This window comes from Endozoicomonas sp. Mp262 (assembly GCF_025643335.1).
Taxonomy (GTDB): Bacteria; Pseudomonadota; Gammaproteobacteria; order Pseudomonadales; family Endozoicomonadaceae; genus Endonucleibacter.
In genome coordinates, this window is sequence record NZ_CP092489.1 from 3,664,690 (window position 1) to 3,684,070 (window position 19,381).

Consider the following 19,381-nt stretch of genomic DNA (forward strand, 5'->3'; position numbering starts at 1 on the left):
TTAAAACCAGCTAATAACCTTGTCATGTTCTGTGGTTAGATGAACGAATTGACCGTAGTCAACTGCAGTCACCGGTAAAGTGGATGGTGTGACTCCCCGGGCTAAATGATCAGTTTCCAGGCAATAACAGGAGACTGTGCACGCAAGTTTTTTGATCTGTTCCGCGGCAGCCTGTAATAAGTAGACGCCATCCTCTATTAGCAGGATGCTATCATCGGGTGCCAGGGCCTGCTGGCATAAGGTAAAAGGCTGACCGGGTTTGTTGATAAGATGAAGTGTGGTCATTAAAAACTCAGTATCTTGCCATGTTGATTTATAAATTCCGGCAGCTTCTCCGGTGATACCAGCTGAAATGAGGTGATAAGGTGGGTGGTGGCAATATGACGCTCTTCCAGGGACTGGCTATCAACATAGATATGTTCCACGCCATATAAAGGGAGTGATTGTAACAGGGCCGTGAGTTTTTTTCTGGGAAGCTGTTCCGGTGCCTGGTGGCCCAGCAACTGATAAACGCCATCCCCCATAAGCAGCAGGGAGGTTGGGATATCATAGGATGCTGAAATAAAAACAGCATCCAGGGCTTCCCTTGCTGCCTGTCCCTGATAGGGAGCCTTGGTGGAGATAATGCAAAGTGAGCTGGTCATATTATGCCCCAAAGGTAATTAAACGATCGGCTTCCATTGAGGCTTCCACTAGCTGGCCGAGTCCTGATAACTGATAGGTGTCAGCCAGATTATTGCTGGTTAGCTGATAACGGGTGGACTCACGGTCATCAACAATACCTCTCCGCAGAGCCGCTGCGATGCACACAACCGCATCAATACTGTGAGTACGGATAAATGACTGCCACTCCTTTGGAATGTTTTGTTCATCCTGGGGCGGGACAGAGAGTGTTGTTGCCGTATTGACACCATCCTGATAAAAAAAGATACGGATGATTTCATGCCCGGCGGCAAGGGTGGCTTTAGCAAAGTGCAAGGCAGACAAAGGCGCCTGGCTATTACTGGGAGAGCCATAAATGGCTAGAGCGAATTTCACCTAATTACTCCAGAGCGATAAAAAAAGCCCCGCTTAGCGGGGCTTAACTATAAGTAGATCAGCCTTAATCGTCACTCATACCGAGCAAGGCCAGTAAATGGATGAATAAGTTATAGATATCAAGATACAGGGAAACAGTTGCCCGGATATAATTGGTTTCCCCGCCATGAATAATGCGGCTGGTATCAAACAGGATCATACCTGACATCAGCAGTACAATACCCGCTGACAGGGCCATCTGAGCTGCCGGGGCATGGAAGAACATCAGGGCGATGCCTGCAACCAGGGCTACTATTAAGCCAACAAAAAGGAAGCCTCCCATAAATGAGAAGTCTTTTCGGGTTGTCACCACATAGGCGGACAGGGCGAAAAAGACTAATGCGGTGCCACCAAGGGCCTGCATAATAAGCTGTGAGCCATTGGCCAGGGCCAGATAGTGGTTCAGCATGGGCCCCAGGGCCGCGCCGAGTACACCTGTGAAAGCAAATATCGCCACAATGCCTTTGCTGGAGTCTGCAGTTTTATTGACTACAAACAGCAGGCCAAAGCCCACCAGGCTCAGAACCAGGCCGGTGATATGACTGATTTGCAGGGCCATGGCAACACCGGCGGTGACGGCACTGAAGAGCAGTGTCATGCCCAGTAACATATAGGTGTTACGGAGCACCTTATTGATTTCTATGCCAATGCCGGGTGCGGTATGGGCTGTTGCTATTGCCGGTTTACGTTCCATATTATTAATATCCTCACGTCAGGTGGTACTTATAGTATATCAAACCCTGGGAGCAGGGTTATAGCCCAGTGTAAAGGGTACATGATGTTATTATCGGCTCATTATGGGTCAATCCCGAATGTTTATAAAGTAATCTATAGAAAAAGATGGGCTAAGAAGTTGACAGAAAACGAAAAATCATTATTATTTGCCTCGCCCTGAAGCACAGGGCAACACCGGAGGGATGGCAGAGCGGTTGAATGCACCGGTCTTGAAAACCGGCATAGGTTAGTAGCCTATCCAGGGTTCGAATCCCTGTCCCTCCGCCATATTGAAAACCCCTTGTAAATCAGCGATTGCAAGGGGTTTTTTCGTATCTGTGATTATTCGTCCGGTGAAAATGTTATTTCGGCTGGATTTGTAGATTCTGAAGTAGTTACTTTCTGGTAGTTTGGTAGCTGCGCTGTTGTCATTTCTTTTTTATAAGACAAAGAGTTACAGCAGTGATTGCAATACACACTACAAGCACCGCACCCACAATAGATGCTCCTGTGACAGTTCCTGAACTTACACCACTTCTAGCAACATTCATTACAGTAGAAGTGCCATTACCTACGACTGTTGTAGTCATTATTGTGGATGCGTTCTGAGCAAATAAACCAGATAATCTTTTTATGAAAAATAAAGATATTGATAGTTGAGAGGTCAATACTTTGGCAGCAGAACATAAACAGTACTTTAGTTTTTCTTTATAACTATTTATGATGCTGTATACCTTAACTCAATAAATCTAATAATAATTAAGTGTTATGAAAAAGTTAGGATCATCGATATTTGATTGGTTATTTGATGTACGGGGATGGCTGGATTCAATAGGAAATAACGCAGTGGCAATAATGCTGCTGGCCCTGATGGTTGTTGCCTATGGAATGATGTCAGAAATAGGCCCCTGTGAAGAGGCGTGCATTGACTGGGACCTCAAGTTGAAAACCATAGCCGTTTCGGGGTGAGCTGCTCTTTGTAAAACCTTTGGAAGCGCTGAATAGATGGTGGATGCGGTATAGGGAAGTAGAAAACTACTAATAAATAGGGCGCTGTTTTTAGCCCATACCCAGCGCACCACTAAACTTCGGTGGCTTCCCAGCCACTGAATTTAGTAAACGCATTGAAATAAAGTGCTAATTATACTGTAGCGATGATTTTTTATTCTTTCGTGAATCAATTTTTTGCGTGTCATGGCTATTACTTTCTTGTTAGGCAATGATATTTCATGGTTTTCATTATTTAATCATTTGCTAGATATCAAATTGATTACTTCATTTTGGTGAGACAATGGAGTCGTTTTTTAAAGGTAATGTTGAGTGATGAGGATTTAGTGAAAGAAATACCTGATTATTACAAGTATTGGGGAAAGGCTGGAAAGTCTGATGGTCAGTATGGTGATAAAAGTTATCACTTATTGCCTTACCATTGCTTGGATGTCGCTGCTGTTGGCTACTACTTGCTCGATCCAAATAAAGCTCTATCTCGACAGCTGGCAATGTCACTAGAGGTTGATACGGGGTGGTTGCAGAACTGGTTTACCTTTTGTTTGGCCTTGCATGATGTAGGTAAATTTTGCCGGGCATTTCAGAATTTAGTGCCTGGTTTATCTGAGCAGCTGGTGCCTTATGAAGAAAATTGTGAACTTTATGATTCCAGCAAGGCCAGGCATGATTCTCTGGGGTTTGGCTTATGGCAGAAAATATTAGTTAAACGCCTTAGAGACGTTGTGCCTGTAAAGAGTGCTGTAATTAAAAGTTGGCTGGAAGTGGTGTGTGGTCACCATGGCCAGCCACCTAAAAATAATATACATATTCGATCATTACTGCTTGCTGATGATGAACGATCTGCTGAAGCCTTCGTTCGGGATTTGATAACTTTATTGGAGCCAGATTTTACTCCCCTTGAGAAGATTGATAGAAATGCATTAGCACGGGGTTCATGGCAGCTGGCTGGTATAGCTGTATTAGCGGACTGGCTTGGATCAGATCAAACAGTTTTTCAATATAAGCCTGACCCTATACCTCTGGAAGATTATTGGGAAAAAATCGCGATAAAACAGGCTAAAAAAACGCTGGATAAAGCTGCATTTAAACCTCGTCAGGTAGAGGCATTTACCTCTATTCAACAGCAATTTGATTTTATTGAAACACCTACCCCTCTTCAGGATTTTGCTCAGAAGGTGATGATTGTTAATGAACCACAGCTTTTTATTCTGGAGGATGTAACAGGTGCAGGTAAAACCGAGGCAGCAATGATACTCACTCACCGGTTGATGAGTGTTGGCCTTGCGCAGGGGTTGTATGTAGGGCTTCCGACTATGGCAACTGCCAATGCTATGTATAGCCGGTTAGCGGCAAGCTATCGGTCACTTTATTCCAGTACGGAGCGAGAGCCACCTTCACTGGTGCTCGCTCATGGTGCAAGTCAATTATCTGAGGCCTTTCGGCAATCTGTACAGATTAATGAGCAACCGCAAGATCAGGATTATGATAAAGATGATTATTCGGCCTCAGCTTACTGTAATGCCTGGCTGGCTGATAGCCGAAAAAAAGCGTTATTGGCAGATATTGGGGTAGGTACTATCGATCAGGCTTTGCTGGCAATTTTACCGGCTAAACATCAGTCCTTAAGACTCTTAGGGTTATCGGGCAAGGTATTACTGGTAGATGAAGTTCATGCCTATGACACGTATATGCAGCAGCTACTTTCTGTTTTATTAAAGGCTCATGCGGCACAAGGAGGCAGTGTTATTTTGATGTCCGCGACCTTGCCTAGTGCTCTCAGGAAAAAACTGGTAGATGCTTATGCTTCAGGTCTACATAGTGATGCGTATTCAGTGGCATTAAATGAAACAAGTGCTTACCCATTGGTATCTCATTACCGGCGCATGTCGGGTTTGCTTGAATACCGGGTGGATACCCGGGATAGTGTTCGTCGATCCGTAAAGGTAAAACATATTACCAGTGAAGAAGATGCTATTCAGGTAATAAAGCAGGCAGTAAGAGTTGGCCGCTGTATTTGCTGGGTTCGAAATACTGTTAATGATGCTCTTTCTGTATTTCAAAAGTTAAGTCAGGATCAAACGCTAAAAGACTGTTTGACATTGTTCCATAGTCGATTTGCGATGATAGATCGCCAATCTATAGAATGTGATGTAATTGATCGCTTTGGTAAACGGTCAAAACAGGAGGTGCGTAGGGGGCAAATCCTGATTGCTACTCAAGTTGTGGAGCAAAGCCTGGATCTGGATTTTGATGTAATGATATCAGATTTGGCACCCATTGATTTACTCATTCAGCGAGCAGGGCGGCTACAAAGGCATATCCGTGATAAATCAGGAAATCCTTTGGAAGGTAGTCAAAATGATCTTCGAGATGGGCCCTGTCTTTATCTGCTTTCTCCAGATCCTGAAGCAGTAGAAGATAAAAACTGGCTACGTTATGTGTTACCGGGAACACAGTCTGTCTATAAACATGTAGGCCAGCTCTGGCTAACCAGCAAGCTGCTTCGAGATAAAAAAGGTTTCAGGATGCCTGAAGATGCGCGTTATCTTATTGAGGGAGTTTATGGTGAAGTGGCACAAGACTTGATACCTGCCGTTTTGGAGGAGGTGTCGCAGGAAGCGGAGGCTGAAGAAATCTCCCGGCGTAATATGGGGAATTTTAACCGGCTTCTCATGGAAAAAGGGTATAACCTGGCCAGTGGTGGGAAATGCAGTGGTTGGGATAATGATATCAATATTCCTACTCGCTTATCGGCAAATAGCATAACTGTTGTGTTGGTAAAACCTGATGGGCAGGGTGAATTACAGCCCTATGCAGAAAGGGGTGATCATCCATGGGCGCTGAGTCAGATTAATTTACCGATAGAATTGTGGGAGCAGGCTAAAGAAAAAATTCCAGGTGATTGGGTAATAACAGTAGAGCAATTAAAACAGAGTCAACCATCCGTGAAATGGCTCCCGGTATTTCCCTTGATTGGAGATATAGTGAATAACTATTGTCCAAATAGAGGTTGGTTGCCGGATAAATAACCCCGCGATAGCGGGGAACATTTTTAATGGAATACCACGACGGTTCATTCCCAGAGAGCTGGGGTACAGGCTCCGATAATAATTGCTCTTGTGTGTTTTGAAAAGCAGGTATACTATTCTGTGCCATTAGAATAACACGACTTATTTATAATAAGGTCAATCAGTATGAATAGTATCGAAAGCCAGTGGCTCGATGCTCTCAGGGAAGATGGCAGTCAGCACAAAATAGCTCCCTGGCAAATTGCGGAGCAGGAAAACCCGGTGATAGAACTGGTGGCATCTCGCCCGGATTTTCTAGGAGGCAATTATCAATTTCTCATTGGGTTATTACAAACTGTATTCTCGCCAGAAGATCATGATCAATGGTTGGAGTATTGGGAAACACCACCAACAGCAAAAGAATTAAAAACGGCTCTTCAGCCATTTGCCCCATATTTTGAGCTGATCAATCCAGATGGTCCCGCGTTTTTGCAGGATTTCGACCTGGCAGAAGGTGAAAAAAAGCCTATTGCAGCATTATTAATTGATGCTCCAGGCGGTAAAACGATAAAAGACAATCTAGATCATTTTGTTAAGCGAGATAGCGTAACCGGTTGTTGCGAAGCGTGTGCCGCTACGGCGCTGTTTACTTTGCAAAGCAATGCTCCTTCCGGTGGTGTTGGCCATCGTGTGGGTCTTCGAGGTGGCGGGCCTATGACCACTTTATTGTTACCCCAAACAACCGCACCCTTATGGAGAAAAATCTGGCTGAACATTCTGCCACAGGATCATGCCGAAGGTTATGAAACTGTTGAGCCAGGCTGTACTTCTGTCCTTCCGTGGCTGGCTTCTACACGTTTATCGGATAAAAAGGGGAGGGCAACCTATCCTGAAGATGCCAGCCCCTTACAGGCATACTGGGGAATGCCAAGGCGAATTCGTCTGGAAGTGGCAAATAGGCAGCCGGGCCAGTGTGATTTGTGTGGCAGTCAAGTTGATGAGTTAATAACTCATTATCGGACAAAGAATTATGGGATCAATTATGAGGGAGCTTGGGTTCATCCTCTTTCACCTTACAAGCGTGATCCTAAAAACGAAAAGCCACCTTTGAGTCTCAAGGGGCGGCAAGGAGGGTTGGGTTATCAGCATTGGTTAGGATTGGTCTGGAAGGATAATGATAATAATGAAGCCGCACAGATTACGACTGAATTTAATAACTCCAGGGTTAGTGAGGCCAGCGATGATAGCCTTGATACTGTGCGTTTATGGTGCTTTGGCTACGACATGGATAACATGAAGGCACGTTGCTGGTATGAGCAGCGAATGCCGCTTCTTAATATCCACTCAGATTATCGCGAAGACTTTATTCACTTTGTTAGCCAGTTAATAGATGCAGCAAAAGACACCGTAAAACTGCTGCGAAGTCAGGTTAAATCAGCCTGGTTTGAACGACCTAAGGATGCCAGTGGTGATATAAGCAGTATTGACCAATCTTTCTGGCAAGCGACGGAAACCTCCTTTTATGAATTACTACATGGCTTGGTCGTTCATATAGGTAAGAGTCGCTTGATGCCTATATCGATTGCAGAAAAATGGCTGATAACCCTTAGAAAGACAGCTGAAACTCTGTTTGATCACTGGGTGTTGGAAGGAGAGGCTGAGGACATGCCCATGAAGCGTATTATGGGGGCAAGGCGCTTGCTTATAGCCAGGCTTTATAACGCCAAGTCAATGCCAAAATCATTAAAGGGATTGGATCATATTACTCGATCTGGCAAAGAGGCTGCTTGATGAAAAAGTTAAAAACTGAGGATTATAAAGCGCTCCAATCATGGTGGTCAGCACTTCAAGGCAATAGGGGAGATCGTGCTCAATTACGTAGGGCACAGGCTCCTGATGATGTTTTACTGACCCCTGCATTTGCTCGATTTTTACAGACCATGCCTTCGTACTGGTCAGACAATAAACCCTGGATGCCGTTAACTGACAGTGCAATGGTCGCAGCGGTTTTGGCACGAGTTAAATACAAGAGTGAAAATGACCGTATTAGCTTTGCCAGGGCGCTTGCTATGCCCAAGGAAGGAGCAGGTAAAGCGGTAATGAGTGAATTGCGATTTCAGCAGTTACAAAAAAGTCATACAGAAGAAGATTTTTTCCGGCGTATATGTAGGGCGATTGCGTTACTGGATGGGAGAGTCAATATCACCTCATTAGCTAATGATATTTTGCATTGGTTAGATGAGTCACGGCAGGGACCGGCTAATAAGCCAATGGATAGACTGGCTGTTCGCTGGGCATCAGACTATTACGCTGCTTTTAAAGAGTAGGCGAGATTATTGGTTATAACAGGAGTAAATAATGAGTCGCTTTATCCAATTACATATTCTTACCTCTTATCCGCCTGCTAATTTAAACAGGGATGATAATGGCCGACCTAAAACAGCCAAAATGGGTGGAGCTGATAGGTTGCGTATTTCTTCCCAGTGCATTAAAAGAACATGGCGCACATCAGACCAGTTTCAGCACTCAATGCAAGGGCGTTTGGGGACTCGAACAAAAATGCTGGGGGTTGAAATATACCGTTCCCTAATTGATGGCGGTATTGGTGATAAACAAGCACTGGTCTGGTCTCAAAGTATTGCTGGACAGTTTGGAAAGTTCAAGAAAGGAGAAAAGGATAACCCGTTAATAGGATTAGAAATAGAACAACTGGTACATGTTAGTGCTGCTGAAAAAAAAGCCATTGATGTACTTGCTCAACGTCTGATTACTGAGCGAAGGGCACCTGAGAAAGAAGAGTTGGAACTATTGCGGGCGGAAGAGCAGGCTGTAGATATTGCGCTTTTTGGTAGGATGCTGGCATCGAAAACAGCACATAATGTTGAGGCAGCATGTCAGGTTGCTCATCCTATCAGTGTTCACTCAGTCACTATTGAAGATGATTACTTTACTGCGGTTGATGACCTTAATGACACCTCTGAAGATGTAGGGGCGGCTCACATTGGGGAAACGGGTTTTGCTGCGGGACTGTTTTATTCCTATATCTGTATTAATAAAGAGCAGCTTATTGATAATTTAGGTGGTAATAAAGCTTTGGCTGACAGAGCTGTTGCTGCACTGACTGAAGCAGCATTGAAAGAATCACCTCATGGAAAACAGAATAGCTTTGGTAGCCGTGCATATGCATCTTATGTGCTGGCAGAGAGCGGTGATCAGACTCCCCGTTCGCTTGCGGTTGCTTTTCTTAAGCCGATTGGAAGGCAGGCAGGTGATTACGGTTTAGCCGCAGTCAGTGCGTTGGAACAACAGTTGGATGGTTTTGACAAAGTATATGGAAAATGTGCTGATGCCCGGTATTCTATGAATGCTTTTAACGGGAACGGGAGAATGGATGAACTGTTAGCATTTGTTAGCGAATAAGAGGTTGTCATGAACCACCTTGTTTTTCGCCTTTATGGAGCAATGGCAAGCTGGGGGGAAATAGCTGTTGGTGAAAACCGTCATACAGCAACTTACCCAGGTAAGTCAGCCATTCTAGGATTGTTAGGAGCCGCTCTGGGTCTTGACCGAAATAATGAAAAAAAGCAAACAGAGCTTGCGACTGGTTATACGACAGCGATAAAACTAGTGAACTCTGGACAGCTGCTCAAGGATTATCATACATCACAAGCACCTGATTCAGTGGGTAAGTTTAGCTATCGCACCCGTCGGGATGAGTTGGTAGTAGGTAAAGAACGGTTGAAAACAGTGCTGTCTTCCCGTGAGTACCGCACTGATTTTCATGCCATTGTAGCCGTCACAACAACGCCTTCTGCTTGTTGGACATTGCAGGAATTGAAGGAAGCGTTACTAAAGCCCAAGTATCACCTATATCTTGGACGTAAATCATGCCCTTTATGTGCTCCCCTCAATCCCCGGGTTGTTGATGTCAATAACTTTCGGGAGGGGTTGGACTGTTATCAACCTGGAGCTTTGTTATCTGATGAGGAGCGACCTGAGTGGAGTTGTCAATCTCGATGGTTGGCTGAAGATCGTATCACTCATTATTACTGGGAGGGTGATTTGAATGCTTTTTCAGAATCAGTGGCAGGATTTGATCCATCACAGGTACACGTACTGACTCGCTATGATCAGCCATTCTCACGTAATCGTTGGCAATTTCTTCCCAGGCAGGAAAATTGGTGGATGTGCAACAGGGAGAAAGATTGATGTACCTATCCCGAATACAGCTGACACCAGCTATCGCAAAACACTCTCAATTGGGCCATATTCTCAGGGATAGTTGTTATGCCATGCATCGACTACTGTGGGACTTATTTGACCAAAACGAGCGTTTTCTTTTTCGTGAGGAGCAGGTCAGAGACCAGCTTGAAGAATACAGGAATTTGCCGCTTTATTATGTGCTTTCACGCACTAAACCAAAAGCAGACAATCCATTTTTTAACATAGAAAGTAAATGTTTCCAGCCAAAGCTTAAAGAGGATGATCAATTAAGTTTTTGCCTGAGAGCTAATCCGACTATAACCCGCCGGGTTGAGGGCAAGAAAAATTCTACTCGCCATGATGTGATTATGGATGCGCAATATCAGTGGTTGAAGAAAAACTGTATTGAGCGGGGAATACCTATGTCTGGTAGTAAAAGTAATTTACGGTGTTTATTAGCCAGCCATGATGATTTCTCTGGAGAGGAAGGATTTCAGAGAATGAGCGATGCTATCCAAATAGAAATGACCAATGCTTCGGTGCAATGGCTATCTAAGCGGGGAGTCGCTAATGGTTTTACTGTAATGGAGGGTTCGGTTCAGTCATCAGGATACCAATGGCATGCTTTGCCAAAAAAAGGGCGCAATGCTGGTTTTAGTGCATTGGACTATGAGGGGGTACTTGCAATAACAGAACCTGAGAAATTTATCTCTGCTTTGTTTAGAGGTATAGGTCCCGCTAAAGCGTTTGGCTGCGGTTTGCTACTGATCAAGCGGACATAATGGTTATTGGGATAAAGAAAGGAGATCAGGGGTGTCATATATCCCTCTAAAGCCCATTCCGATTAAAGATCGGGTATCGATGGTCTTTGTATATTTTGGCCGAATTGACGTTAAGGAGGGGGCATTTGTTGTACTGGATGAAGTGCATGGGGAGCGCAAGCACATCCCTGTAGGGTCTGTTGCTTGCATCATGCTTGAGCCTGGGACACGGGTGAGCCATGCTGCCGTTAAATTAGCTGCTACAACAGGGACTTTACTGATCTGGGTTGGAGAGGCTGGGGTGCGCTTATACTCCGCTGGCCAGCCTGGCGGAGCTCGTTCCGATAAGCTGCTGTACCAGGCAAAACTGGCATTAGACGAAGATCTCCGGCTAAAAGTTGTTCGGAAAATGTTTGAGATTCGTTTTGGGGAAGCTGCTCCTGCTCGTCGCTCTGTGGATCAGCTGCGAGGAATAGAGGGAGCGAGAGTTCGTAAAACCTATCAATTGATGGCAAAACAGTATGGGGTAAAATGGCAGGGGCGTAAATATGACCCAAAAGACTGGGCTGCCGGGGATATAGCCAATCAATGCATAAGTGCGGCGACTTCATGCTTATATGGAGTGACCGAAGCAGCTGTGCTTGCGGCAGGATATGCGCCTGCCATTGGTTTTTTGCATTCAGGAAAGCCATTGTCGTTTGTTTATGATATCGCTGACCTATACAAGTTCGATACGGTGGTTCCTGTTACGTTTCAGACTGCTGCTAAAAATCCAGTCCATCCTGAACGGGCTGTAAGAATTGCCTGCCGGGATGCTTTCCGCACTACAAAGCTATTAAAAAAAATCATTCCAATGATTGAAGAGGTTTTGGCGGCAGGGGAAATAAATCCTCCGGTATCTCCAATTGATAGTCAGCCTCCAGCTATTCCAGACCCGGTTAAGCTTGGTGATCAAGGACACAGGAGTGGCTAAATGTGAGTATGATTGTTGTTGTGACAGAAAGCGTTCCACCTCGCTTAAGGGGACGTTTGGCGATTTGGCTACTTGAAATTCGGGCCGGTGTTTATGTTGGAGATGTATCACGTCGAATTCGGGAAATGATTTGGCAACAGGTCAGTGCTTTAGCTGAAGATGGGAATGTTGCCATGGCTTGGGCTACCAATACTGAATCAGGGTTTGATTTTCAGACCTATGGAATTAATCGTCGAGTGCCTGTTGATTATGATGGCCTTCGCCTGGTTTCATTTCTTCCGGATGCTGACTCTCATTGACCCTTCCGGGTCATATTGTTCTTTAACAATGAGATGAAATTTTTTCAAGATACAGATACTGGATTCTGGTGGAATTTGTAATATCCAATTATTGCATATAAATCAATAGCATACGTTTAGAGTGTTCCCCTCACTCGAGGGGATGAACCGGTGCCTGCATTGTACTCACCGATAACCTGACTGTGTTCCCCTCACTCGAGGGGATGAACCGCTATCACTGGTGAAGATGAGGTAAGGATCAGGCGTGTTCCCCTCACTCGAGGGGATGAACCGCTAGTAAGCAGGAAGGCCAAAGGCGCACCAATCGTGTTCCCCTCACTCGAGGGGATGAACCGATGGTAATAGCACTGTCACCAGAAAGACCGCCGTGTTCCCCTCACTCGAGGGGATGAACCGCTACACCCCTTGATTTTAAAGGGCTGTAGCGTGTGTTCCCCTCACTCGAGGGGATGAACCGGTGTTTCCGTCGGAGTGCGAAGTCCTGCCCATGTGTTCCCCTCACTCGAGGGGATGAACCGCTGAAAATAGCACACAAAGCCTATTACCTCATGTGTTCCCCTCACTCGAGGGGATGAACCGGCCGACCAGAAACCCTTGCAAATGGATTTTATGTGTTCCCCTCACTCGAGGGGATGAACCGGCCTCCAGAAATTCACAACCCGTACCCAACCCGTGTTCCCCTCACTCGAGGGGATGAACCGGACAACCGTGTCAGCATATCCAAACAGGTTGTGTGTTCCCCTCACTCGAGGGGATGAACCGGTTTGATCTGTTTCTGGTGCTTCTGTGATATTGTGTTCCCCTCACTCGAGGGGATGAACCGCCTTGATATATAAGGGCTATAGAGAATAATAAGTGTTCCCCTCACTCGAGGGGATGAACCGGGGGTTGACTCTGTAGAGATTTGCCTACCCCCGTGTTCCCCTCACTCGAGGGGATGAACCGTCATATTGAGTCCTGTGGGCTTGATATGCCGGGTGTTCCCCTCACTCGAGGGGATGAACCGAAACTAACCTTGCGATTTCGGGCAGGCTGTTTGTGTTCCCCTCACTCGAGGGGATGAACCGGTTTCCATTAACTGACTATTTCTATAATTCTGGTGTTCCCCTCACTCGAGGGGATGAACCGTCAAGTATGCAGGAGTATAGGTAAAGCCTCCCGTGTTCCCCTCACTCGAGGGGATGAACCGCCTATCAGCGATGAGGACGCTATCTCCCTGGTGTGTTCCCCTCACTCGAGGGGATGAACCGATAGCCAGTTGTAGAACCGATTACCTCCATAAGTGTTCCCCTCACTCGAGGGGATGAACCGCGATTCTCCAAATTCTTTTGCGCTCTTGGGTTGTGTTCCCCTCACTCGAGGGGATGAACCGAAGGGATACGATACAAAATTTCGTTGCGCGCAGTGTTCCCCTCACTCGAGGGGATGAACCGGCACAACATAATTAGCTTGTCTGTTGTGTGTTGTGTTCCCCTCACTCGAGGGGATGAACCGTCAAAAGGCGAGCCAATAGATGACAGGATAACGTGTTCCCCTCACTCGAGGGGATGAACCGCATGGACGGCAATACACTGGAACGCATTAATACGTGTTCCCCTCACTCGAGGGGATGAACCGTGTTAAATACTCACGGCTAACACAAGAGGTACGTGTTCCCCTCACTCGAGGGGATGAACCGTGTATGTTTGTATAATACATACACTTTATACAGTGTTCCCCTCACTCGAGGGGATGAACCGGTTTTGTTGTTCCCGATCTGGAGGACAGACTCGTGTTCCCCTCACTCGAGGGGATGAACCGAATGCTGATGGTGTTATCAGCTATCAGACAATGTGTTCCCCTCACTCGAGGGGATGAACCGTAAAAATGTGGTTCTGGGTAAGTGTGGCGTGTGTGTTCCCCTCACTCGAGGGGATGAACCGATTATTAACTTTTTGCCATTTATTTGCAGGTGGTGTTCCCCTCACTCGAGGGGATGAACCGTTATCCAGTTGTGTCAAGTGGGCTTATAAGCAGTGTTCCCCTCACTCGAGGGGATGAACCGTTTGCTTTCCAGGCTTGAGACTCGCCTCAGTAGTGTTCCCCTCACTCGAGGGGATGAACCGATCATAACCGGGCAGTGGGCGGGCTTGATGATGTGTTCCCCTCACTCGAGGGGATGAACCGATAAAAATCAACAAACCGGGTCTGGCGAGCGTGTGTTCCCCTCACTCGAGGGGATGAACCGGCCGATGTTGAACCAGCATAGGCTATGCAAAAGTGTTCCCCTCACTCGAGGGGATGAACCGGAATCGTGTCAATTTAAACGTAAGTGTATAGTGTGTTCCCCTCACTCGAGGGGATGAACCGTTCGGGAAATCATTTCGGGGCGGTCACGTTTGGTGTTCCCCTCACTCGAGGGGATGAACCGAATTACATTTAAATGCTGAGGACAACGTAGTAGTGTTCCCCTCACTCGAGGGGATGAACCGCCTATTCGGTCTTATAAAACCGTCGCTGATATGTGTTCCCCTCACTCGAGGGGATGAACCGTCCCCAGTCTCATCATCCAGACGACCTTCAAGCGTGTTCCCCTCACTCGAGGGGATGAACCTTACCAGTCGTTCAAAATACCGGCTGGCCGTTCGTGTTCCCCTCACTCGAGGGGATGAACCGTTAATTTCTGTCGTATGCTGTTTTCAGGGATGGTGTTCCCCTCACTCGAGGGGATGAACCGCCATCTGTTAACTGTATTTTTGTTTGTTTGTAGTGTTCCCCTCACTCGAGGGGATGAACCGTAAGGGGGCGGTAATGTTTGGAACACTCACAGGTGTTCCCCTCACTCGAGGGGATGAACCGGTGGCTGTCTTTTGGGTAGAAGTCAGTGGTGAGTGTTCCCCTCACTCGAGGGGATGAACCGCCGCCACCGCTGCCATCATCAAGCGCATCATCGTGTTCCCCTCACTCGAGGGGATGAACCGCAGTAGCAGCAGTTCAAATACGACACATAATACGTGTTCCCCTCACTCGAGGGGATGAACCGGCACTAATTGCGAGGCACTTCTAACGAAAATTGTGTTCCCCTCACTCGAGGGGATGAACCGCCTGCTGTGTAGTTTTTAATGCCTTTAGTATAGTGTTCCCCTCACTCGAGGGGATGAACCGGCAGAAATCGCTATTCATGGCATCCATGATTAGTGTTCCCCTCACTCGAGGGGATGAACCGTTGCCAGCCAATTATTAAACAATACGTGTTCCCCTCACTCGAGGGGATGAACCGACTATCAGAAAGTAACCGCCTTGAAAATCGCCGTGTTCCCCTCACTCGAGGGGATGAACCGGCAGTTTGTGATTGACGCCTGTTTTTTTGATCGTGTTCCCCTCACTCGAGGGGATGAACCGGCCGATGTTGAACCAGCATAGGCTATGCAAAAGTGTTCCCCTCACTCGAGGGGATGAACCGGAATCGTGTCAATTTAAACGTAAGTGTATAGTGTGTTCCCCTCACTCGAGGGGATGAACCGTTCGGGAAATCATTTCGGGGCGGTCACGTTTGGTGTTCCCCTCACTCGAGGGGATGAACCGAATTACATTTAAATGCTGAGGACAACGTAGTAGTGTTCCCCTCACTCGAGGGGATGAACCGCCTATTCGGTCTTATAAAACCGTCGCTGATATGTGTTCCCCTCACTCGAGGGGATGAACCGTCCCCAGTCTCATCATCCAGACGACCTTCAAGCGTGTTCCCCTCACTCGAGGGGATGAACCTTACCAGTCGTTCAAAATACCGGCTGGCCGTTCGTGTTCCCCTCACTCGAGGGGATGAACCGTTAATTTCTGTCGTATGCTGTTTTCAGGGATGGTGTTCCCCTCACTCGAGGGGATGAACCGCCATCTGTTAACTGTATTTTTGTTTGTTTGTAGTGTTCCCCTCACTCGAGGGGATGAACCGTAAGGGGGCGGTAATGTTTGGAACACTCACAGGTGTTCCCCTCACTCGAGGGGATGAACCGGTGGCTGTCTTTTGGGTAGAAGTCAGTGGTGAGTGTTCCCCTCACTCGAGGGGATGAACCGCCGCCACCGCTGCCATCATCAAGCGCATCATCGTGTTCCCCTCACTCGAGGGGATGAACCGCAGTAGCAGCAGTTCAAATACGACACATAATACGTGTTCCCCTCACTCGAGGGGATGAACCGGCACTAATTGCGAGGCACTTCTAACGAAAATTGTGTTCCCCTCACTCGAGGGGATGAACCGCCTGCTGTGTAGTTTTTAATGCCTTTAGTATAGTGTTCCCCTCACTCGAGGGGATGAACCGGCAGAAATCGCTATTCATGGCATCCATGATTAGTGTTCCCCTCACTCGAGGGGATGAACCGTTGCCAGCCAATTATTAAACAATACGTGTTCCCCTCACTCGAGGGGATGAACCGACTATCAGAAAGTAACCGCCTTGAAAATCGCCGTGTTCCCCTCACTCGAGGGGATGAACCGGCAGTTTGTGATTGACGCCTGTTTTTTTGATCGTGTTCCCCTCACTCGAGGGGATGAACCGCAGTGATGTTTTCATAATGACAGGCAGGCAGGCGTGTTCCCCTCACTCGAGGGGATGAACCGATAAATCAAATGCTTATCGGGAGGGTTATTATGTGTTCCCCTCACTCGAGGGGATGAACCGATTCAAGTATTGAACAATATTTGAATTTAGACGTGTTCCCCTCACTCGAGGGGATGAACCGGTACTTATATGCTTTGGAGAGATGGTCATGATGTGTTCCCCTCACTCGAGGGGATGAACCGGCAGGAAATCGAGAAATGCCAACCGATTTATGGTGTTCCCCTCACTCGAGGGGATGAACCGTTACCGAGCAACTGGGCAACGCCTGACTCTTTGTGTTCCCCTCACTCGAGGGGATGAACCGTCCGCCACTACCTCTTCGCGTATTACTCCCAGGTGTTCCCCTCACTCAAGGGGTTGAACAGTATTTAATTTTGACGCATTAACGAACCTAACCGTGTTCCTCTCGAGGGAGGGGCAGGGCCGGATCAAGAAGAGGAGTGGTAGAATACGCTAAAGTATTCCCCCTTCAGTTACTCCATTCCCAATTAGGTCAGTTAGGCTGGGAATAGTTGTGCAGGAAGGTAATGTATTGGATAAGCAGTCAAAGTGAATGGGTTTGATCTAAACTTGGATCATCGTGGATCTTTGCTGTTATCTCAATGATGTTATTCAGAGCTTTTTCATTCTCAATGATAGTCGTATTTTTCCTGTTCTCTGCTCATGCTAAGTGCAATTTTATCTGCCGAATTTGTGGGTTAAGCTTTCTTACAGAGCAACTGTTCTAAGTAGTCACTCAAACGAAATCAGATATTTTTGACCAAATAGATCAAATATACGTTTGACCTCTTGTTCGAATTCCTTGAAATCCATTATTGACAGCAGGTTCAGCCATTCATACTTCACTTTTCTCCACAATATTTCTATCAGGTTTAGCTCAGGTGAATAGGTTGGTAAAAAACAGACTAAGAGCTTTTTCTCAATTGCCCAGTCTATTACTCTTTCTCTGAAAAGTTTGCTGGTATGAATGCTGGCATTATCCACCATGACGATGGTATAGCGCTCATTAGAGCTGTACTTGGGTTCTTCCATCCTGGCGGCAAAATCATCAAAGACACTGATAACTGTTTCGCTGTTAACACAACCTGTTACTGGGTAGTAGAAAAGGTCATTGGCACGATTCATAAATCCCAGCACATTGATACGCTTACTTTTTACAGAGGGTATTTTTAGCTGTGAGCCTTTTTCTTGCCAGCCATAGGGGACACAAGGCTCTTGACTAAAACCAGATTCATCAAAGTAAAACAGATTGACAAGCCCTTTATCCTCAGCATATTGGGCCTCTTTCAAGGCAGACTGGCAACATCTGAATTGCTCCTCATCGCGCTTATGGCTGCAAGCTTTACGAAACCGCTTATAAACAAGTCCCAGCTTTTTTTAAAAGTCTCGACAGGGTTTGCTTTGAGGCAACCTTACCGGTTTCCTCTGCAATCTTTGTTTGAACATAAGACAGCCTGCGAGGTTCCTCGGAGACAATCTCTCTAATGCGTTGTGCTTCCTGGTCAGTATAGATAGGTGGTTTTCCACCTTCATGTTTTTTGTACAAGCCGCGAAGGCCATAATCATCCCAGGCATCAATCCAGTCAGAGACTGTCTGATATCGAACTTCAAATATTGCAGCAATCTCGCTCATAGAATAACCACGTATGCTGAGTAAAATAGCATGAGCCCTTTCCCTTAGGTACGGATATGGCCCATGTCGAATAGCTTCTCTCAATGTTTTTATGACAGCGACATCGGTTACTGGATCAACAGTTTTCATCGTGACAACAGCGAAATTAACGATATTAGGCAATGAGTATAGCCAAATTGGAATGGGGAGTTATTAAACGGTCGTACAGTTATTTTTATCTATTAGCGGTTGCGTGAGTACTTACATGCATAATTGTGTTGGTGTATCTATACAACTTGCTCAGCATTTTCAACAGCTACAACTAAACCAACAGCCAGTGCTTATGCCATTGCAACATATTCAAACTCAACAACTATATGTTCAACCTCCCCCTGTACAATCGTTAAACTTGCAGGGTCAATGTTTGGAGAATAAGAAACATGTGGTGATGAAGGAAAAAAAGTCAATTGTTAGTAAAGCTGGGGCTAATGATTTATTCGAAAACTCTATATCAGAATTGCGACAACTTGATGGAGAGGAAGGTAGTAAGAAGTGGAGAGATATGTTTCGCTCTGCCAAAGAAAATGCGGTATTTGATGGATATTATCAGGTAGAGGTTCTTTTAAGAGTAGCTCAAGATAATAAAGGGCTTAATGTTGAGTATGAATTCTGTGAAGTTGCGGCTTTGATTTTTCTCGAAGAATGGTCTGTTGTAATGAAAATGCTTGCAGCTATTAAAGCGAATCATGCTGAAAATAAAAATATTGTTAGGCGGGCAAATGGTCAACATGGTTTCGCATTTTTTCAAATGAATAATTTTGGTAGTGCTTTATATTGGTATTCACAAGCATATTCCGCAGGTTCCTATGTGTCAATCAAAACATATAATATTATTAAAGTTGCATTAACAAAACTTCAAGATCAAAACTACATGCCGTGGTTTAATAATTTGCGAATAAAACAGCAATAAATACAACTGGTACGATTCGTATACGCTAATGTAATGATCCTTGTCTGTCTGTCATTTTCCGTACAAACAGGAGGTTAAACGACGATGTTTTGCTCTTGAAAACCGGCATGGGTTGATAGCCTATCCAGGGTTCGAATTTCTATCCCTCTGCGATTTTA

16 protein-coding genes, 1 tRNA gene and 1 CRISPR repeat array are annotated in these 19,381 nt (G+C 46.0%); of the genes, 11 read left to right on the forward strand and 6 right to left on the reverse strand.

The window, feature by feature from the left end; translation table 11 throughout:
• From tusB to MJ595_RS15960, 4 genes are all read right to left on the reverse strand, one after another.
• Complete coding sequence (gene tusB / locus MJ595_RS15945; RefSeq protein ID WP_263078966.1) at window positions 1-285, reverse strand: sulfurtransferase complex subunit TusB; 285 nt, start codon at window positions 283-285, stop codon at window positions 1-3.
• Window positions 285-644, reverse strand: coding sequence for a sulfurtransferase complex subunit TusC (tusC, locus tag MJ595_RS15950; protein ID WP_263078967.1), 360 nt, complete (start codon window positions 642-644; stop codon window positions 285-287). The genes tusB and tusC overlap by 1 nt, the downstream gene beginning before the upstream one ends.
• 1 nt (window position 645) lies before the next feature.
• Window positions 646-1,038: a sulfurtransferase complex subunit TusD gene (gene tusD, locus MJ595_RS15955; RefSeq protein ID WP_263078968.1), complete on the reverse strand. Its 393-nt coding sequence runs from the start codon at window positions 1,036-1,038 to the stop codon at window positions 646-648.
• Window positions 1,039-1,102: 64 nt separating this feature from the next.
• On the reverse strand, window positions 1,103-1,771 hold the full coding sequence (locus MJ595_RS15960) for a Bax inhibitor-1/YccA family protein (RefSeq protein ID WP_263078969.1): 669 nt from the start codon (window positions 1,769-1,771) through the stop codon (window positions 1,103-1,105).
• 217 nt (window positions 1,772-1,988) lie between these two features.
• Here MJ595_RS15960 and MJ595_RS15965 point away from each other — a divergent pair.
• The 10 genes from MJ595_RS15965 to cas2e all read left to right on the forward strand — a co-directional run bounded on the left by MJ595_RS15965 (window position 1,989) and on the right by cas2e (window position 12,043).
• Window positions 1,989-2,079: transfer RNA gene (locus MJ595_RS15965), tRNA-Ser, on the forward strand.
• A gap of 480 nt (window positions 2,080-2,559) precedes the next feature.
• Window positions 2,560-2,760, forward strand: coding sequence for a hypothetical protein (locus MJ595_RS15970; protein ID WP_263078970.1), 201 nt, complete (start codon window positions 2,560-2,562; stop codon window positions 2,758-2,760).
• A 365-nt stretch (window positions 2,761-3,125) separates the two neighbouring features.
• Entirely contained in the window at window positions 3,126-5,828 is a 2,703-nt protein-coding gene (gene cas3 / locus MJ595_RS15975; RefSeq protein ID WP_263078971.1) for a CRISPR-associated helicase Cas3', read from the forward strand.
• 165 nt (window positions 5,829-5,993) lie between these two features.
• Window positions 5,994-7,598 carry a type I-E CRISPR-associated protein Cse1/CasA gene (gene casA, locus MJ595_RS15980; protein WP_263078973.1) on the forward strand — a complete coding sequence of 535 codons (1,605 nt, stop codon included), beginning with the start codon at window positions 5,994-5,996 and terminating at the stop codon, window positions 7,596-7,598.
• Window positions 7,598-8,134 (forward strand): type I-E CRISPR-associated protein Cse2/CasB, encoded by a 537-nt coding sequence (gene casB / locus MJ595_RS15985; RefSeq protein WP_263078974.1) that lies wholly within the window; start codon window positions 7,598-7,600, stop codon window positions 8,132-8,134. Before casA ends, casB begins: the two co-directional genes overlap by 1 nt.
• Window positions 8,135-8,165: 31 nt before the next feature.
• Window positions 8,166-9,227, forward strand: a complete 1,062-nt coding sequence (cas7e, locus tag MJ595_RS15990; protein ID WP_263078975.1) for a type I-E CRISPR-associated protein Cas7/Cse4/CasC — start codon at window positions 8,166-8,168, stop codon at window positions 9,225-9,227.
• A 9-nt stretch (window positions 9,228-9,236) separates the two neighbouring features.
• Window positions 9,237-10,016: a type I-E CRISPR-associated protein Cas5/CasD gene (gene cas5e / locus MJ595_RS15995; protein ID WP_263078977.1), complete on the forward strand. Its 780-nt coding sequence runs from the start codon at window positions 9,237-9,239 to the stop codon at window positions 10,014-10,016.
• Window positions 10,016-10,792, forward strand: a complete 777-nt coding sequence (cas6e, locus tag MJ595_RS16000; RefSeq protein WP_263322529.1) for a type I-E CRISPR-associated protein Cas6/Cse3/CasE — start codon at window positions 10,016-10,018, stop codon at window positions 10,790-10,792. Before cas5e ends, cas6e begins: the two co-directional genes overlap by 1 nt.
• A gap of 31 nt (window positions 10,793-10,823) precedes the next feature.
• Window positions 10,824-11,744: a type I-E CRISPR-associated endonuclease Cas1e gene (gene cas1e / locus MJ595_RS16005; protein WP_263078978.1), complete on the forward strand. Its 921-nt coding sequence runs from the start codon at window positions 10,824-10,826 to the stop codon at window positions 11,742-11,744.
• Window positions 11,745-11,746: 2 nt separating this feature from the next.
• Entirely contained in the window at window positions 11,747-12,043 is a 297-nt protein-coding gene (gene cas2e / locus MJ595_RS16010) for a type I-E CRISPR-associated endoribonuclease Cas2e (RefSeq protein ID WP_263078979.1), read from the forward strand.
• A gap of 121 nt (window positions 12,044-12,164) precedes the next feature.
• Window positions 12,165-17,006: direct repeats of the CRISPR family, unit length 29 nt; unit sequence GTGTTCCCCTCACTCGAGGGGATGAACCG.
• A 367-nt stretch (window positions 17,007-17,373) separates the two neighbouring features.
• On the opposite strand, the gene MJ595_RS16015 is transcribed toward cas2e, so the two are convergent.
• Window positions 17,374-18,012 carry an IS630 family transposase gene (locus tag MJ595_RS16015; RefSeq protein WP_263322441.1) on the reverse strand — a complete coding sequence of 213 codons (639 nt, stop codon included), beginning with the start codon at window positions 18,010-18,012 and terminating at the stop codon, window positions 17,374-17,376.
• Window positions 17,996-18,403, reverse strand: a complete 408-nt coding sequence (locus MJ595_RS16020; protein ID WP_263078176.1) for a helix-turn-helix domain-containing protein — start codon at window positions 18,401-18,403, stop codon at window positions 17,996-17,998. The genes MJ595_RS16015 and MJ595_RS16020 overlap by 17 nt, the downstream gene beginning before the upstream one ends.
• 115 nt (window positions 18,404-18,518) lie before the next feature.
• Here MJ595_RS16020 and MJ595_RS16025 point away from each other — a divergent pair, with 115 nt between their 5' ends.
• The gene (locus tag MJ595_RS16025) at window positions 18,519-19,223 is read left to right on the forward strand and encodes a hypothetical protein (RefSeq protein WP_263078980.1); all 705 of its coding nucleotides are present in this window, start codon (window positions 18,519-18,521) and stop codon (window positions 19,221-19,223) included.
• Window positions 19,224-19,381 lie beyond the last annotated feature (158 nt).

Excerpts from the sequence above, each read along its gene's own strand:
- tusB (WP_263078966.1), bottom strand. The coding sequence starts at position 285 with ATGACCACACTTCATCTTATCAACAAACCCGGTCAGCCTTTTACCTTA.
- tusC (WP_263078967.1), bottom strand. The coding sequence starts at position 644 with ATGACCAGCTCACTTTGCATTATCTCCACCAAGGCTCCCTATCAGGGA.
- MJ595_RS15960 (WP_263078969.1), bottom strand. The coding sequence starts at position 1,771 with ATGGAACGTAAACCGGCAATAGCAACAGCCCATACCGCACCCGGCATT.
- MJ595_RS15970 (WP_263078970.1), top strand. The coding sequence starts at position 2,560 with ATGAAAAAGTTAGGATCATCGATATTTGATTGGTTATTTGATGTACGG.
- casA (WP_263078973.1), top strand. The coding sequence starts at position 5,994 with ATGAATAGTATCGAAAGCCAGTGGCTCGATGCTCTCAGGGAAGATGGC.
- casB (WP_263078974.1), top strand. The coding sequence starts at position 7,598 with ATGAAAAAGTTAAAAACTGAGGATTATAAAGCGCTCCAATCATGGTGG.
- cas7e (WP_263078975.1), top strand. The coding sequence starts at position 8,166 with ATGAGTCGCTTTATCCAATTACATATTCTTACCTCTTATCCGCCTGCT.
- cas5e (WP_263078977.1), top strand. The coding sequence starts at position 9,237 with ATGAACCACCTTGTTTTTCGCCTTTATGGAGCAATGGCAAGCTGGGGG.
- cas6e (WP_263322529.1), top strand. The coding sequence starts at position 10,016 with ATGTACCTATCCCGAATACAGCTGACACCAGCTATCGCAAAACACTCT.
- MJ595_RS16020 (WP_263078176.1), bottom strand. The coding sequence starts at position 18,403 with ATGAAAACTGTTGATCCAGTAACCGATGTCGCTGTCATAAAAACATTG.
- MJ595_RS16025 (WP_263078980.1), top strand. The coding sequence starts at position 18,519 with ATGCATAATTGTGTTGGTGTATCTATACAACTTGCTCAGCATTTTCAA.